Source organism: Paenibacillus sp. PAMC21692, from assembly GCF_014303795.1.
Classification (GTDB): Bacteria; Bacillota; Bacilli; order Paenibacillales; family Paenibacillaceae; genus Pristimantibacillus; species Pristimantibacillus agaridevorans.
The window spans coordinates 6,084,019-6,100,112 of the sequence record NZ_CP060293.1; the positions used below are offsets into that span (position 1 = coordinate 6,084,019).

General features: G+C 50.9%; 14 protein-coding genes. 5 read left to right on the top strand and 9 right to left on the bottom strand.

The genetic code is table 11. From position 1 onward, the window contains the following. Window positions 1-15: 15 nt before the first annotated feature. Together H7F31_RS24915 and H7F31_RS24920 are read left to right on the top strand one after the other, a co-directional pair. A complete protein-coding gene (locus H7F31_RS24915) occupies window positions 16-708 on the top strand; it encodes a response regulator transcription factor (protein ID WP_187100981.1) in 693 nt (230 codons plus the stop codon). Window positions 709-769: 61 nt separating this feature from the next. After that, on the top strand, window positions 770-2,965 hold the full coding sequence (locus H7F31_RS24920) for a sensor histidine kinase (protein WP_187100982.1): 2,196 nt from the start codon (window positions 770-772) through the stop codon (window positions 2,963-2,965). On the opposite strand, the gene H7F31_RS24925 is transcribed toward H7F31_RS24920, so the two are convergent. From H7F31_RS24925 to H7F31_RS24935, 3 genes are read right to left on the bottom strand one after another with little or no spacing between them, the layout of a single operon-like run. After that, window positions 2,949-3,923: an aldo/keto reductase gene (locus H7F31_RS24925; protein WP_187100983.1), complete on the bottom strand. Its 975-nt coding sequence runs from the start codon at window positions 3,921-3,923 to the stop codon at window positions 2,949-2,951. The two genes, H7F31_RS24920 and H7F31_RS24925, sit on opposite strands and share 17 nt — an antisense overlap. Beyond that, window positions 3,920-4,864 carry an alpha/beta fold hydrolase gene (locus H7F31_RS24930; protein ID WP_187100984.1) on the bottom strand — a complete coding sequence of 315 codons (945 nt, stop codon included), beginning with the start codon at window positions 4,862-4,864 and terminating at the stop codon, window positions 3,920-3,922. Before H7F31_RS24930 ends, H7F31_RS24925 begins: the two co-directional genes overlap by 4 nt. Before the next feature lie 34 nt (window positions 4,865-4,898). Further along, window positions 4,899-5,561, bottom strand: coding sequence for a TetR/AcrR family transcriptional regulator (locus H7F31_RS24935; RefSeq protein ID WP_187100985.1), 663 nt, complete (start codon window positions 5,559-5,561; stop codon window positions 4,899-4,901). Between the two features lie 151 nt (window positions 5,562-5,712). Here H7F31_RS24935 and H7F31_RS24940 point away from each other — a divergent pair, with 151 nt between their 5' ends. Next, entirely contained in the window at window positions 5,713-6,159 is a 447-nt protein-coding gene (locus H7F31_RS24940) for a hypothetical protein (RefSeq protein ID WP_187100986.1), read from the top strand. 157 nt (window positions 6,160-6,316) lie between these two features. On the opposite strand, the gene H7F31_RS24945 is transcribed toward H7F31_RS24940, so the two are convergent. Continuing rightward, on the bottom strand, window positions 6,317-7,855 hold the full coding sequence (locus H7F31_RS24945; protein WP_187100987.1) for an FAD-dependent oxidoreductase: 1,539 nt from the start codon (window positions 7,853-7,855) through the stop codon (window positions 6,317-6,319). Window positions 7,856-7,944: 89 nt separating this feature from the next. Between H7F31_RS24945 and H7F31_RS24950 the strand changes: the two genes are divergently transcribed. Further along, the gene (locus H7F31_RS24950; RefSeq protein ID WP_187100988.1) at window positions 7,945-10,077 is read left to right on the top strand and encodes a winged helix-turn-helix domain-containing protein; all 2,133 of its coding nucleotides are present in this window, start codon (window positions 7,945-7,947) and stop codon (window positions 10,075-10,077) included. Between the two features lie 66 nt (window positions 10,078-10,143). Beyond that, on the top strand, window positions 10,144-10,797 hold the full coding sequence (locus H7F31_RS24955; RefSeq protein WP_187100989.1) for a DUF4386 domain-containing protein: 654 nt from the start codon (window positions 10,144-10,146) through the stop codon (window positions 10,795-10,797). On the opposite strand, the gene H7F31_RS24960 is transcribed toward H7F31_RS24955, so the two are convergent. The 5 genes from H7F31_RS24960 to H7F31_RS24980 all read right to left on the bottom strand — a co-directional run bounded on the left by H7F31_RS24960 (window position 10,794) and on the right by H7F31_RS24980 (window position 15,971). After that, entirely contained in the window at window positions 10,794-12,014 is a 1,221-nt protein-coding gene (locus tag H7F31_RS24960) for an MFS transporter (RefSeq protein WP_187100990.1), read from the bottom strand. The genes H7F31_RS24955 and H7F31_RS24960 overlap by 4 nt on opposite strands. Window positions 12,015-12,058: 44 nt before the next feature. Next, on the bottom strand, window positions 12,059-12,508 hold the full coding sequence (locus H7F31_RS24965) for a MarR family winged helix-turn-helix transcriptional regulator (protein WP_108993315.1): 450 nt from the start codon (window positions 12,506-12,508) through the stop codon (window positions 12,059-12,061). A 131-nt stretch (window positions 12,509-12,639) separates the two neighbouring features. Beyond that, window positions 12,640-14,133, bottom strand: coding sequence for an extracellular solute-binding protein (locus H7F31_RS24970; protein WP_187100991.1), 1,494 nt, complete (start codon window positions 14,131-14,133; stop codon window positions 12,640-12,642). A gap of 22 nt (window positions 14,134-14,155) precedes the next feature. Then, complete coding sequence (locus H7F31_RS24975) at window positions 14,156-15,022, bottom strand: carbohydrate ABC transporter permease (RefSeq protein ID WP_187100993.1); 867 nt, start codon at window positions 15,020-15,022, stop codon at window positions 14,156-14,158. 37 nt (window positions 15,023-15,059) lie between these two features. Then, on the bottom strand, window positions 15,060-15,971 hold the full coding sequence (locus tag H7F31_RS24980; RefSeq protein ID WP_187100995.1) for an ABC transporter permease: 912 nt from the start codon (window positions 15,969-15,971) through the stop codon (window positions 15,060-15,062). Window positions 15,972-16,094 lie beyond the last annotated feature (123 nt).

The window sequence follows — 16,094 nt, forward strand, 5'->3', positions numbered from 1 at the left end:
GGGGGAGAAAATGGGATGGAGCAGCGCGTGGTGCTGGTTGTCGACGACGATAAGGAAATACGCGACGCCATTGAAATCTATTTGAAATATGAAGGCATATCCGTCCTGAAGGCAAAGGACGGCATGGAGGCGCTTGAGACTTTAGAGTCCAATCAAGTGCATCTCATCATACTCGATATCATGATGCCCAAGCTTGACGGAATTACCGCAACCTTTAAAATCCGTGAGCATCGCAACCTTCCTATCCTCATCTTAAGCGCCAAAAGCGAGGACAGCGACAAAATACTCGGACTCCATGTGGGGGCGGACGACTATTTGACCAAGCCCTTTAATCCAATGGAGCTTGTTGCCCGAGTGAAATCCCAGCTGAGAAGGTATGTCACTTTCGGCTCCTACGAAGGCGCAAAGAAAACGATCGATCTGCGAGGTCTCGCTTTGAATCGGGAAGGAAAGGAAGTAACCGTGAGCGGCGAACCGGTCAGGCTAACGCCTATCGAGTATAAGATTGTGGAGTTGCTCATGACGAACGCGGGACGAGTCTTCTCGATCCAGGAATTATACGAGCGCGTCTGGAAGGAGCCCGGCTACAATGCCGAAAATACGGTTGCCGTCCACATACGCAAAATCCGCGAAAAGATTGAGATTGATCCAAAAAATCCAAGATATTTGAAAGTGGTGTGGGGCATTGGATACAAAATGGAAAAATAGGACGCTCTTTTTACTCTATGCACTTTTGTTGGTCATTGGTCTGAGCGGTCCTCTAACGATAATGGAACAAGGCAGCCGTTACCTGTATCGCGATTATTACCGGACGCCGGAATTCCGGCAGCAGCTTGAACAATTTGCGACCTACTTAAACCTGTTCGAGCTCAATTCCCTCTCAACGCAGGAATTAAAAGCTGCCATTACAGTGAACGAGGATGACATTCTCGATTACCGCCAACAGTTGGAGCCTCTTGAATATCAGATTCAAAATATCCACAACGAATATGATTCTCTCATTCTGGAAGCGGTCGCCACCGACAACAACAGCGCGGCCGATTATTACAAAGCACAAAGAGATAATAAGCTGGAAGAGCAGAAAAAGGTATTCGAGGATAACGATTATGCCATATCGCTTATCCGCAAGGAGAAGGAACGACAAATAGACGACTACTACAATGAACGAGAGATGTACCGCTCCGAATATCTTTATAATCAGGATCTGTTCAATTATTTCTTCCGCAACCCTTCCACAGGTATGGTCCATTCGAGCTTGAGCAATGCGGAAGACCAATTTGCGGCGCAAAACGAATTATTTGGCGACAGCCATGTCTATGCAACGAACTATTCGATAGACATCGTTAATTCGCCTCACTACATGTTCGGAGCACGCGAACTGCTAGACGCTTCCATCCTCCCTTACAAAGGCTGGATCGCCGTGCCGAAGGACAGTCCTCTGCAGGAACAGGCCAGAAAATATCAGTGGGAGCAAATTTTACTGCTAGCCGGCGGCACGGCAGCTGCCGTACTGCTTGTCGCATGTTTCATTCGCTTCAAACGCGTCATGGCTATTCAGGCGGAGAGAAGTCAATGGACCACTTATTATCGCAAACTGCCGTTGGATGCCAAACTTTTGTTTTCAATCGGCATGGCAGCTCTTACACTCGGTTTATTGGCGGACCTGGCAAGACATTATTCCTCCATTACCGTGGAGCCTTTGTTCTATGGCGAGAAGCTGATTGTTACACTTGCAATTGCTGCGATCAGCATGGCTTTAACCCTTATTCAAGGACAATTCCTTGTGCAGGATCTACATAGCTGGAGCAAATTCGGAGAGGAATGGAAACGTTCTTTGCTGCATCGGGGCGGCTTGCGCATGAAAGCCGGTTTCTTAAGCGTTTTGAATCAAGTGCGAGATTCCTTTATTTATAAAAACACGGGAATCCGGTTGCTGCTTCACTCATGTATTTGGATTGGTCTAGGTTTTATGGGAGGATGGATGACGTTATCTTTTTTTCAATACAACGATTCTTCATTCGTAATTGTTACGCCAATATTGGCGATAGCGGGGATTGTCGTATTTCTCCTTACGACACGCAGGCTCGGATATTTGAATAAGGTTGCCAAGGCAGCGGATGAACTTGCAGCCGGTCGAATGCCGGATGAGCTTCCCCAATCGGGAAGCGACGTGCTTGCTTCTTTGGCTTGTAATATCAATGCTTTAAGACGTGGAGTCACGCTGCTTCAAAATGAACAAGCGAAAAGCGAAAGACTGAAGACGGAGCTCATTACGAACGTCAGTCATGATCTGCGGACTCCCCTGACTTCCATAATTACCTATGCCGGTCTGTTAAAGACAGAGGATGCAACCATGGAGGAACGAGCTGCCTACGTCGACATCATCAACCAGAAGTCGAAGCGATTAAAGACGATGATCGACGATTTGTTCGAAGTATCGAAAATGGCAAGCGGCAATGCAAAGCTGATCCTCGAGAAATCGGATCTCGTTCAGCTCATGCAACAGGCGCTGGCAGAATATAAAGAGGATATGGACGGATCCGATGTTCAATTCCGGGTTTCATTGCCGGAGGGACCGATCTACGTACTCGCTGATGGCCAAAAGCTCTGGCGCGCTTTCGACAACCTGATTGGAAACATGTTAAAGTATTCGCTGGGTCACACGCGCGCCTATATTTCCATCCAATTATCGGAACCTCAAGCGGTTGCGATTACGTTCAAAAACGTATCGAAGTATGAAATCAGCGACAACGCCGAGGAGCTGTTCGAGCGCTTTAAACGCGGAGATACGTCTCGACATACCGAAGGGGCGGGCCTCGGACTCGCGATCGCAAAATCGATCATCGACCTTCACGAGGGCCGCCTTGCGTTAGAGACCGATGGAGATCTGTTTAAGATCACCATTACTCTCAAGCTCCAAGCTTCCGCCAAGCTGGCGACTCCTGATCTCAGCGCAGCCTTATAAGAGCTTGAACATCTTCCGCATCGAGTTCAGCATCGGCGGCGGACATAGAATCCCTAAGTTGATCCGTTCTGGAGGGTCCTATGATCGCCGAGGCGGGCAATCGATTACAGGTAATATAACCAAGCGATGCTTGAGTCGCATTAATACCTTTTTTCTTCATTAATGTCTGGACGCTTTCGATTCTGGCCACGTTTATGTCATTGTAATATTTCTCTTTAAGCTGCTCGCTAATCCCGTTCCAGCCGTTGGCAACGACTTTTGGAACGATGCCGGAAGCCTGAGAGGACCATGCCAGCACCGGAATTCCCGCAGCCATATAGGCTTCATACTCAGCATCCGTCATTTCTGGAAGCACTTCATTTGCAGGTTGGCCAGCGCTTGTTACCGCGAGACTCCATTTCAACTGGGAAACGGTAAACGGGGTCAAATGATTGGCTTTAGCAAATGCATTTGCTTCCAGCATTCTTTTTACCGTCCAGTTTGATGCCCCAATACTCTTGATGTAGCCCTCAGCGACATATTTGTGCAGGACAGGCATGATTTCGCTAACGGGAACATCCTCGTTATCTCTATGCAGGAAGTAAACGTCGATGGCGTCCACCATAAGGCTCTTGAGGCTTTTTTGAATGTCGTCCTGGATGCAAGCCGCGGAAACTCTGCTTTCCTGGGGAGATTGTAATTTGTAGTGCGCGCCTTTGGTTATCACTTTCATTTTAGTTTTGTTACCGGATTGTTTCAGCCACTTGCCAATGGTCCTTTCGCTTACGGGATCGCCGGTGTCCTGCCAATCTCCATATACGCTGGCCGTGTCGATGCTGTCGCCGCCAAGCTCGGCATAAAGATCCATAAGTTCAAAGGATGTTTTCTCGTCGATTTTTGTTCCGAACATTGTGCTGCCAAGAATGATTTTGGAGAGAGTGACAGGACTGGATACGGCTTCGATTGTTAATTTTCTCATAAGTACTCCCTTCTCCCTTCTGCTATCGGCAAATCGTATGGCTCTCGCTTCTCGAGGTTGTCGCCAAGCAAAAAACAAAACATTTCTTTATGTATCGACTGCGGCTGCTCGTGATTGATGGCGTGCCCCGCGCTCGGGATAATCCTGTATCGATATCCATCCCTCTCTAGCAATTCTATAAACGATTTGCCAACAACCGCGTGATGATCGCCAACGAGAAAATAAAACCTGTCTTTCAAAGCCATGCCTTGCTCGCTTATATATTTCCGAGGTTGATGGGGGAACATCGCCTTCTGGTTATGGCTTCTCATCAACAAGACAAGATGGGAAGCCAACAGCGGATGCTCGTCGAAAACTCGCGAATCAGGCGAACACAGCTTGGGTATGATGTTGCGCAAATTCCGGTCGGTTGGCATCAGCATTTCCGGAAACATCAACATCATCGTCCGGAGCATGGATTGGATGGGGCTCACTACCATCCCGCCCTCCAGACATACGGCTTTTCGCACCCGTTCCGGCCGGGCAACGGTATACTGATACGCCAGATACGCTCCATTGGAGACACCTGCCACAAAAGTCGTTCGAAGGCCGAAATGATCTGCCACATCGTCCAACCACTCCTCTTGGCTGAAAGCTCCCTTGACGAACCGATCATTCGGTACGCTTTTGCCGGGGCCGCCCAAAGTGTCAACCGCTATACAAAAAAATCGCCGCGAAAGCTCCTTCATATTTAGAGCCCACATAAGCGCCGAATTATCCCCCACTCCATGAAACAGCAGCAACGGCGGGTTATCTGCCCGACCCGCGATAAGGCAATGAGTTGTTCCGAATCGGGTCTCTACGTTTCGAGTTTCTATTTCCGTCCCCCACATGCGCAACAATTCATCATAGGAGGACAGCACTTCTTGGCGCATCTTTTCGTTCTTGAATATTTGAACCATGATTTCTCATCCTCCTGTTGTTCGCATACCGCATTTAGTCTCTGCGTGCAGCCAAGAAACGAAGCGCTATTTCGGCATCCGGGAAAGGCAAGCCGTGCCCCTCCTCCGTCTGTATGCGGGAGAGCGCGATCCCCTGCACAATCGAATAATAGGCGATTGCAAGCATCAATGGATCATCCTGCATCAGTTCCCCGAGTCTTTGGCCTTCCATAATGAGCGGTACAAGATGTTTAAACGGTTCGCCCCTTCGTTCCGCAACCATCGCTTTTACCGGTTCCGGAATGGCGTCCGGCGAAGTCGCCAGCAGCAGATTAAGCCGCCAATGTCCCGATGCGGCGCTTGTCGGCGCCAAATACGCCTCCGTCAGCCAAGTGAGGCGCTCCAGAGGCGTGCCTGGAAGCTGGCAAGCTTGGTAGACGGATTGCCCAGCGCCGTCCAATGCCAGCTCTACGATTTTGGCGAACAGCTCTTCTTTGGATTTATAGTAGCTGTATACATAACCTTGACTAAAGCCTGCGCTTGCGGCAATGTCCTTAATTTTAGTACCTGCAAACCCTTTGCGGGAAAAAACTTCAACCGCATGCCCTAATATTTTTCGTCTGACCGGGTCCCCTGCTCCCGATTCAAATGCTTCCAAAAACAGTTGCTGCAACCGTTCGCTTTGTACGGACCTCGTTCTTTCGCCTTTATGGACCATCGGAGCCCCCTTGCTATATAGGTAGAATTGAATGTATTTGAATGATTTGAATGAACGTTCGTTCAAAATATACCATAAATAGTAAATGTTCTGCAAGTAAGAAAATAGGGATAGCGAGCCAGCAATCGGTCGGTCGCGAATTTTAGTCGGCGTGACCGACTTAATCGCTCGCCAAGCGGCCGGATTGCGGTTTTTAGTCGGCGTGACCGACTTAATTGCCCGCCAAGCGGCCGGACTGCGGTTTTTAGTCGGCGTGACCGACTTAATTGCCCACCAAGCGGACGGACTGCGGTTTTTAGTCGGCGTGACCGACTTAATTGCCCGGCAATCGGACGGGTCGCGAATTTTAGTCGGCGTGACCGACTTAATCGCTCGCCAAGCGGCCGGATTGCGGTTTTTAGTCGGCGTGACCGACTTAATCGCTCGAAAGGCAGGCGGACTGCTGATTTTAGTCGGCGAGACCGACTTAATCGCTCGACAAGCGGCCGGACTGCCGATTTTAGTCGGCGAGACCGACTTAATCGCTCGACAAGCGGCCGGACTGCCGATTTTAGTCGGCGAGACCGACTTAATCGCCCGACAAGTGGCCAGAAACTGACATCGCTCTCCTCCAAGTCAATGTATCCGCTTTCAGACATGGACATAAGGACCTGGATTTCAGGTTGTGGTGCGATTAATTAACCGATTCAGCGTACCCGTCTAATGGGAAGAGCCTTGATTCTCCCTAAAGGAAGGAATCAAGGCTCTCAGCGCAACTATTCGGTTAACACGGACTTCAAAGGTCTCTCCGCAGGACCTTCCATCACTTCGCCCGTAATCGAGAATCGGGAGCCGTGGCAAGGGCAATCCCATGTCCGTTCGCCGTCGTTCCATTCCACCTCGCAGCCCATATGGGTACAAGTCGTATCGACGATGTACAGCTTGCCCTCCTTGTCCCTGTACGCGCCTGCCCTGCGCCCCTTGACCGTAACGGCCGATCCTTCATCCGGAGCCAAATCCTCGGGTTTCCGTCTCACCATCTCGAGCTTGCCGCCGATCAGATGTTTTGCGACATCGAAGTTGTCGACGACCAAGTTTTTGACCGTCTTTAACGACACGGAGCGCGAAGGCGAGAACAATTCCTCGAATTCACTGCTTTTCTCTTGAATGAGATTGCTGATGAGCATCGCGGCTGCCGTGCCGCTTGTCATTCCCCACTTCTTGAAGCCCGTCGCGACATAGATATTGGGAGTAGAGTCGGTTATCCGGCCGATATACGGCAGCTTGTCTCCGGTGACCAAGTCTTGCGCCGACCAGCGATAGACGATTTCCTTCGCGTCGAAGTGCTGCGAGGCATAACCCTGAAGCGCTTCGTAATGATTGATGGTGCAAATGCCTTGCCCGGTTTTGTGATTCTGCCCGCCGATGATCAGCAGCGGCGTTCCATCCTGGGAAGCCGCGCTCCTAATGGATCGGCTCGGCTCTTCCGCGCTGATGTACATGCCGCCGGGATACGGCTTGTCGGTCCTGATGCCAAGCGCGTAAGAACGCTCCGCGTGCATCCGCGCGAAGTAGAAGCCAAGCCCGTCGTAAAAGGGATAATGCGTGCAGACGACGACATGCTTGCAGGTAACGGAGTAACCGTCGGCCGTGTCGACTTTGGGCCGCTCCCCCTTCTCAATATCCAAGGCGGTCGTCCCTTCGTAGATCTCGCAGCCGGATTCCGCGGCCAGCTTGACGAGAGCCGCCAAATACCGCACGGGATGGAACTGGGCTTGCCCTTCCATTCGAACCGCGGCTTTCGCGGGAATATCGAGAAGCGGAATGCCTCCGACATAAGAACCCGGAATACCTAATGACTCGTAAGCCGCAGCTTCGTCCTCAAGCTTCCGAATATAATCATCCGAGTTGGTAAACACATAAGCGTCTTCCGTTTGCAAGCCGCAGTCGATGGCATGCTGACTGATCAGCGATTCCGCGAATTTGCGGGCGCCTTCGTTCGCCTTGTAATAGAGCGCCGCTTTTTCTTGGCCTTCCTGCTTGATCAGCTCGTCGTAGATAAGATGGTGCTGGGCCGTTAATTTGGCCGTCGTGTGGCCCGTCGTGCCGTGCAGGAGCTTGCCGGCTTCCAGCAGCGCGACCTTCATTCCCGCCTGCGTCAGCAGATAGGCGGTCGTAATGCCGGCGATGCCGCCGCCTACAACGGCGACATCGACTTCGATGTCATGCTGCAGCTTTGAGAAGGACGGCAGCTCTTCGGTCGCTTGAATCCAAAGAGACTCCGGATAAGTTGGCAATAGCAGATTATGCTTCATAAAAACGCTCCTTAGGAATGGTTTGTTTCATTCATTCCTTCCCTAATTGGCGGATTCTATTCGGAGCGCTTGCATGATAAGATGGAATTATGTCTACGCCAATTCCATCCACCAAACTTCATATTCCGCCGCTTCGGCCCAATACGGTTCTTCGCGAGCCGTTAATCGATAAGCTTCAACGCGGGTTGAGCCGCAAATTAACCTTCATCTCCGCGCCGGCCGGTTACGGCAAATCAACGTTGGTTAGCGACTGGACGTCCCGATGCGGTCGGCCGGTCGCATGGCTGTCGCTTGAGGAAAGCGACAGCCATCTGACACGTTTCCTGACCTGCGCGATCTACGCCTTGCGGACGGTTGCAGAGCATTTCGGGGATGGCTTGCTCGCCGTACTTCAATCGCCCGAGCCGCCGCCTATGGAGTCGATGCTAGCTGAGCTTCTTAAGGAAGCCTCCGAGCTGGCTCCGCTCGCGCTCGTCCTTGACGATTATCACGCGGCGAAGTCCAATGCCGTCGACGGAGCCGTCTCCTTCCTGCTCCGCCATCTTCCCGCAGGCATCCATCTCGTGATGATTACCCGGGAGGATTCGTCTCTTCCCTTGGCCCGGTTGCGGGCCCAAGGCCAGTTGACGGAGCTGCGGGCGGAAGAACTAAGATTTAATGCCGCCGAAGCCCATCGGTTTTTAACCGACTATATGGGACTCGCCCTGTCGCCGGACAGCATCGAGGCGCTGGCATCGCGAACCGAAGGCTGGATTTCCGGCCTGCAGTTGGCCGCGCTGTCCATGCAGGGAACGCCCGAAGAGGATCGGATCGTTCCGCCTATTGCCGGCAGCCATCCGTTTGTGTTGGATTATTTGGTGGAAGAGGTTCTGCAGCGGCAATCTCGATCCGTTCAGGACTTTTTGATCCGAGCTTCCGTCCTTGACCGGTTGTGCGCCCCTCTCTGCGACGCTATTATGCCCGATCCCGAGATGTCGGGCATGCAACGGCTGCAGGATCTTGAACGTCGCAATCTGTTCCTTATCCCCTTGGATCATGAACGGCGATGGTATCGTTATCATCATTTATTCGCCGAGTCCTTGCGAAGACGGCTGCAGGATAACCTCGACGGGAGCGCCATCGCGGAATTGCACTTAAGGGCTAGCGAGTGGTACGAGCAGCAGGGACAGGAGCTCGACGCGTTCCGTCATGCCGCGGAAGCCGGCGATATCGAACGGGCCGCGCGACTGCTGGAAGGCAACGGGATGCCTCTGCATCTTCGCGGGGGAGCGGATATCGCGCTGCAATGGCTGGAATCGCTGCCTTCCGCGGAACTGGACGCCAGACCTGCCTTGTGGGTGATGTTCGGTTCGGCGCTGCTGATCAAGGGCAGGCCGACGGCTATCGAATACAAGCTTCTAGCCGCGGAGAAGGCGCTGGAGGGCATCCGGCAGGACGTCCGCGTTAGAGACCTGATCGGACTGATCGCGGCGACCCGCGCGACCGTTGCCTCGTTAACCATGGCCGCAAAGCCGCATGGCTTCCGTCAGAAATTGCAGGAAGCCGAGGCGTCCATGCAACTGTCGGAGCAGGCCGACAAAACCGATGATCTGATCGGGCTCATCGCCCCCGCAAGCTTGGCCAGGGCGAGCGAAACCGCGGAGATCGACCGGGTCATCGCCCAGTCCGCCCGAGCGCTTGAATATCTGCGGCAGGACAATTTCCCCGTTCGGACATCGGCCGCTTGGATGCTTGGAGTCGCGCTCCAACGGCGAGGGGATCTTGCCGAAGCTCGCAAGGCCTATAACGAGGTGATCTCGTACTGCCATCTGATCGGCCATGTACCGATGGCCATCCTGTCTCTTATCGGACTGGGCCAAATAGGGGAGGCGGAGGGCGAACCCGGCATGGCGGAGGCCTGTTACGCCGAGGCGCTCAAACTGGCTGGCGATCTGCCGCTTCCGGCTCTTCGCGAAGCGCGGGCGGGCCTGGATCGCGTACGGCTGACCGCAACGGCGTACGGCATCATCGAGCCGCTTAGCCAGCGGGAACTCGAGGTGCTCGCGCTCATCGCCAAGGGATTTTCCAACCGGGACATCGCGTCGCGGCTTTTCCTCGCTCTCGATACGGTTAAGGGGCATAACCGCAGAATCTTCGAGAAACTGCAAGTGCGGCGGCGAACGGAAGCCATTGCTCGCGCCCACGAATTGCATTTGCTCCCTTCGCCAGACAAACCACACTAAAGTGTCTACAGCCCATCGCTCCCCCTTCGCTATAATTCAGCTAATACGAGCGAAGGGGAGATCGACATGGATAGGAAAGTCAAGGTTGCAGGCGCGCTGTTTTTGATTTCGACGGCGGCATACTTAATAGGGAGCAGCATGCTGAATCCGCTTCTGCAGAAACCCGGAGTTCTGGAGGAATGGCATGACGGCCGCGCGCTTGCATTAGCGGGCATGTTCTTAGAGCTGGTCAACGCGTTAGCGGTCTCGGGTATTGCCTTCCTGCTGTACCCTGCCCTGAAGAGACATAACGAGGCATTCGCGATCGGTTACTTCGGTTCCCGCCTTTTGGAGTCGGCCATTCTGATCGTGAGTTTGATCGCGCCGATGCTGCTGCTGCCTTTGAGCAAAGAGTATATAACTGCTGCGGAAGCTGTAGGACGTTTTTCCCTCACGACGATAGCGAATACGGCGGTAGACGCCCATTTCATGTTATTCGAACTGGCCATGGTCGTGCTTAGCTTGGGCAGCTTGTTGTTTTGCTCGATTCTATACCGCTCCAAGCTGGTTCCCCGATGGTTGTCCGTTATCGGCTTTATCGGGTATGCGGGATTGTTAACGAGCAGTTGTCTGGCGATCGCCGGCCATGACATCGGTGCCGTTCTGTACATTCCGGGGGCGTTATTCGAGATCGTACTCCCCATCTGGCTGATGGTCAAAGGACTTCATTCCCGTCATTAGGAGGTGGCTGGCTTCGAACGCTGCCTCCTCTCCTTCATGACGCGCAACGCCGCCGATACGGAGAACAGCAATACGAATAATACCATGATTCCGGCCGAGAAACGGTACATGACCGCATAATCCGTCGCGGTCGCCACGGCGCCGAGCAGCAGCGCTCCGATCGCCACGCCGAAATCGGTGGAATTATAGAACATGCTGTTCGCCTCGCCGTATCGCTCCTTAGTCGAACAACGGAGCATCCAGGCTTGCAGCGTGGGCTGAATGGCGCCAAAGCCGAGACCGTACAGCAGAGCCGAAGCAATGAGCATCGGCAGCCCATGCGAATAAGATAGCAACAGCATGCTCGCCGTCACGAACGAACCTGCGGGAATCAACACAAGCACCGGCCCCCTCCGGTCGAACAGCTTGCCCGATAACGGGCGGACCAGTACGATTGTTGCCGCGTTAAAGAGGAAAAACAATCCGACTTGCGTAAGTCCCGCAAATTCTCCGTACAAGACGATAAAGCTGAGCAGACCGCTGTACGTAATCGACAGCAACACATTGAGGAAGGCGGGAAACCATAAGGAGCGATTGACCCCGCCAGATCGGGCGACGACACCCGACCCTCCGCCACGTTGGCGATCCGGTTTCGCGGTCCACTTGATAAGCTTGAATGCAAGCAATATCGGCACCATGAAACAGACGACCGCGGTGCCGGCAGCCGTTAGAGCGCCGAAGCCGTAGCTGTTCATAATATTTATGCCGATCATGGGTCCTATCGACATCGCAAGGCTAGTGGACAGTCCGAAATATCCGATGCCTTCCCCCATTCTTCGAGCCGGAATGATCTGCGAGACGAGCGTTGGCAGAATCGTACTAGCCATGCCGAAGCCGATGCCGTACAAGATGCGGAGAACAAGAAGCGAAGGCACCGATTCCGCGATCGAATAGAAGGCAGTCGTCAGCACGGAGAGCAGCAGCCCTGCCAGAAGCAGCTTGTCCCGCGATATTTTGCGCATAAGAGCCGCCGTCATAAACCTCGATGCGATAGCGGACAACGCGAACACGCTGGTGACGAGACTGACCGCCACGTCGCCGCCTTGAAGCTCCCCTTTCACGAAAGCGGGGAAAGAGGACAATAACATTTGCAAATTCAAAAACAATAAAAAAGAACAACCCGTAATCGCAAGGAACGACCGGGTCCATAATGGTTCTCGATGTAATTCTGGCTGCATATTTAAACTCCGTTCTTCTGTAGGATGACGATTAACGAATCCGACTATGACTGCAGCTTCGCATCGACGTGATCATGTACCCGTAGAAGGATATTGATCAATAAGCGGTATTCTTCGTCCGTCATGATCGATCGGACTTCCTCCGACAGGCTTTGCTCGATAGAGGCCGTCTCTTTAATGACTTCCCGCCCCTTATCCGTCGCATGCACCACGAATGCTCGACGATCAAGCTCCCCGACTTTTTTCGTAATAAAACCTTTCTCCTCCAGCTGATCCAAAATGCGCGTCGTTGTCGGTTTGTCTTTGTGCGTCAGCTCCGCGATTTCCTTCTGGATCAATCTATCCGATCGTTGTATGGTATACAGCACCGACCATTGCTCGGGCGTCAGCCCGTACGGCCTTAATCGCTGCTGCAGCATTGTGGATAGTTTGCGGTAAGTAATGCCCATCCAGAATCCGACGGATGCCTCAAGCTGGCCTCTTGTTTCTTCCATCTTCGTCCATGCCCCCTTGCCTTGCTTCATCAATTAGTTGCTATGACAACTATATACCAAACAATTAAATAACTCAATATTTTCAACAAAAAAAGTAGTGGAGTTTAAAGCCTTCTCCACTACTCCCGATATTATTTACTTGTAAACCATTCATTCATTTCGTCGATAGCCTTCTGACCGCCTTTGGCATTAAACTCGGATACAAACGCATCAAACTCGCTTAAATCACGATTGCCCATAATGAATTTAATGGAGTTTTCGGCCACATAGTTGCTAAGCTCCGTCAGCTTTGTATCGTACGCTTCGATAAAGGGGGCATAGGCCGTTTCTTCTCTGTTTTGCTTATGCTCAAGCAACTGGTTGTAGTAGGGAAGGAAACCTTTGGCTCCCAGACGGGCGTTAAAGCTTGTATCGGTGTCCAGGTTAAAATAAAGGGTGCGCCATGGTATCTCGTTGCTTTGTTCCGGCGTTTGCACCACTTTGCCATCTTCAACCGTGTAATCCTCGTTTTCAATGCCGAAAGTGATCAGCGTATCCGTTTTCTCTTCCAAAAGGAAGTTGTAATAATCCGCTGCGCCTTCTTTATTTTTGGCTTGCTTGGGAATAACGACAAACGAATTGGCAAGCGACTGCTCGGGAACTCCGCTTTGACCATTGGCTCCTACCGGCGGATCGATGTAGCGCACGGAATTCAGGGTGCCGCCTTTACCCGCGATCGCATCGTCGATAATTTTGGCATCCGCCCAATACAATACGCTCATCGCGGCTGTAGCCGTGATCATTTTATCTTTTACATCTTTGTTGATGGCAAACTCTTGATCGATTAACCCTTCTTTAAACCACTTGTTCATCGTCTCCAGGAACGTTTTATATTCCGGCTGGATCCAGCTGAATGCAAGCTTTCCATCCTTTTCGACCGTTGTATTGCCTACGCCGTACATGCTGGAAATTGGAGAGAACGCACCCATAAATGATCCTGGATTAGAAGCCGCGGCCGTTAATGGAATGATATTTTTTTGTTCCTTTATCGTTTTCAGGACATTATACATTTCATCTAACGTTGTTGGATCCTTTAATCCCAGCTCTTTAAACACGCCATCATGAATAAGAACCCCGTTGCCTACTTTTTGAGCCACGCGAACCGGAAGCCCGTATAAAACGCCATCAAGTCTTGCGGCATCAAGCTGTTCTTTGCTGAATACCGAGGAAAGATTGGGAATATACTTTTCCACCAAATCGTCTAACGGCTCGAAGGAGCCTTGCTGAGCCAGCTTGAAATAATCGGACTTGCCTGGAATATGCATTAAATCCGGCACGTCGCCCGATGCAAGGATGACGGAAATTTTTTGGGAAGCATTATCTTTCGGCAGCGTTTCATAGTTAATATTATAACCGGACCATTCTTTAAGAAGATTGTACAGCTTATTGCTGTTAATATTGTCCGAGCCCTTAAATTGCTCCAGACCGGCATGGTAAGTCCTCATCAATTTCACTTTTTTGTTTGTAATTTCTCCCGATTCCGAAATATTGCCGCCACTCGATTCGTTATTTCCCGAACCGCAAGCCGCAACAATCAGTGCAACAATCAACAACATGCCGACTAACGATAAACTACGTTTTTTCATTTTCGTCCCCCCTGGCATTTTTTTACCCCTTGACTGCTCCCAACATGATGCCCTGAACAAAATATTTTTGAATAAATGGATAAACGCACAGAATAGGAATAACTGCACACAAGATAGAAGCAGCTCGAATGGTCTCCGCCGTGACCTCTTGGAAAGCGTCGATCATCGCCAGATCATTGACGCCTTCCTCCGAAATGAGCTGCAGGAGCAACATCTGGAGCGGCATCCATCGCCTTTCGGTAATGTACATCATGGCATTAAAGAAGCTGTTCCAGTAACCAACCGCGTAAAACATCGCAATTGTCGCAAGCGCCGGTACCGACAATGGGACAAAGATGGAGCGTAATATTCGGAAATTGCTTGCGCCATCGATTCTAGCCGATTCCTCAAGCGCATCCGGCACGCTCATAAAGAAGTTCCGAATCAAAATCAGATTAAAGGGCGACATAAGCACGGGAATAATTAATGACCAAATGGAGTTTAGCAACCCCGTATCCCTTACCACCAGATAAGTTGGTATAATCCCCCCGCTAAAAAACATCGTAATGACAATGATAACCATAAAAAAACGGGTAAAGGGTACATTCTTTCGCGATAATGGATATGCAGCCAAGATCGTAATCGCCATGCTCAGCGCGGTTCCGACTACGGCTAGAAAAACCGAGTTCGTAAAGGAATAAAAAAACTGACGATTTTCCAGCACGTATTGGAAGGAGGATAGCGTGAATCCTTTGGGCCAAAAATAAACTTCCTTCGCCAGCACAAAAGCCTCGCTGCTTAACGATTTCGCTGCAATATGGATAAACGGAAGTATCATGGACAAAGAAAGCAGCGAGAGAAAGGCCACATTGAAATATTGAAACCAAATTTCCCCTCTAGATCGTATCAATCTGTCTCCCCCTCTCACTTGTTTTGAATTTCCTTCTTTAAAAAATGCCTTCCTCTCCCATCCTTCGCGCCATCCAATTCGCCATAATCAGCAATCCGCATCCAATAACGGATTTAAATAAGCCTGCTGCCGTCGTTAGCCCAAATTGCATTTGGCCTAAGCCTACTCGATATACGTAAGTATCTATAATGTCAGCTACTTCGTACACCATAGCATTGTACATGACAAGAATTTGTTCGAAGCCGGCATCGAATACATTGCCAATCCGAAGCAATAACAAAATAACGATTGTCGATCGAATACACGGCAAGGTCACATGCCAGATTTGCCTCAGTCGAGTTGCGCCGTCCACCCTGGCAGCCTGGTACAACTCATCATTGATGCCCAGTATAGCGGCCAAATAAATGATCGCTCCCCAGCCTGCTTCCTTCCAGTTATCCGAAAACACAAGGATCCAGCGGAACCACTGTCCGTCCGACATAAAGAAAATGGGTTCCAGGCCTAAACTTTGGATGACCTTATTAACGATCCCGCTGCTAGGCGACAGCAAATCAATTACAATCCCGCCGACTACAACCCATGATATAAAGTGAGGGATGTAAGTAAACGTTTGCACAACTCGTTTAAAGCGTTTCAATACAAGTTCGTTTAATAGGAGCGCGATAATAATAGGAGCCGGAAAACCGAATATAAGCTTCATAAAGCTGATGATGATGGTATTGCGCACAACCCTCGGGAATTCATCGAACATAAAGAGCTGACGAAAATGTTCGAAGCCAATCCACGAACTGCCCATGATCCCTTTCATAATATTAAAATCCTTAAAAGCGATAATGACGCCGTACATCGGGACATATTTGTACACAATAATAAATAACATGGCTGGCAAGAGCATAAGATATAAATCCCAATACCGAAGCCAAGGCGATCTTTGTTTAAAAGCGTTCATATACCCCTCCCCTATTCATTTGGAATGCTTTAACTATATCCTTTTTTTCAAAACATTCGTATCCAGCATATTTGCCTTCTGATGAAACAAATTTTACTTTTTCGCAAAGCGAAACGGCTGCGA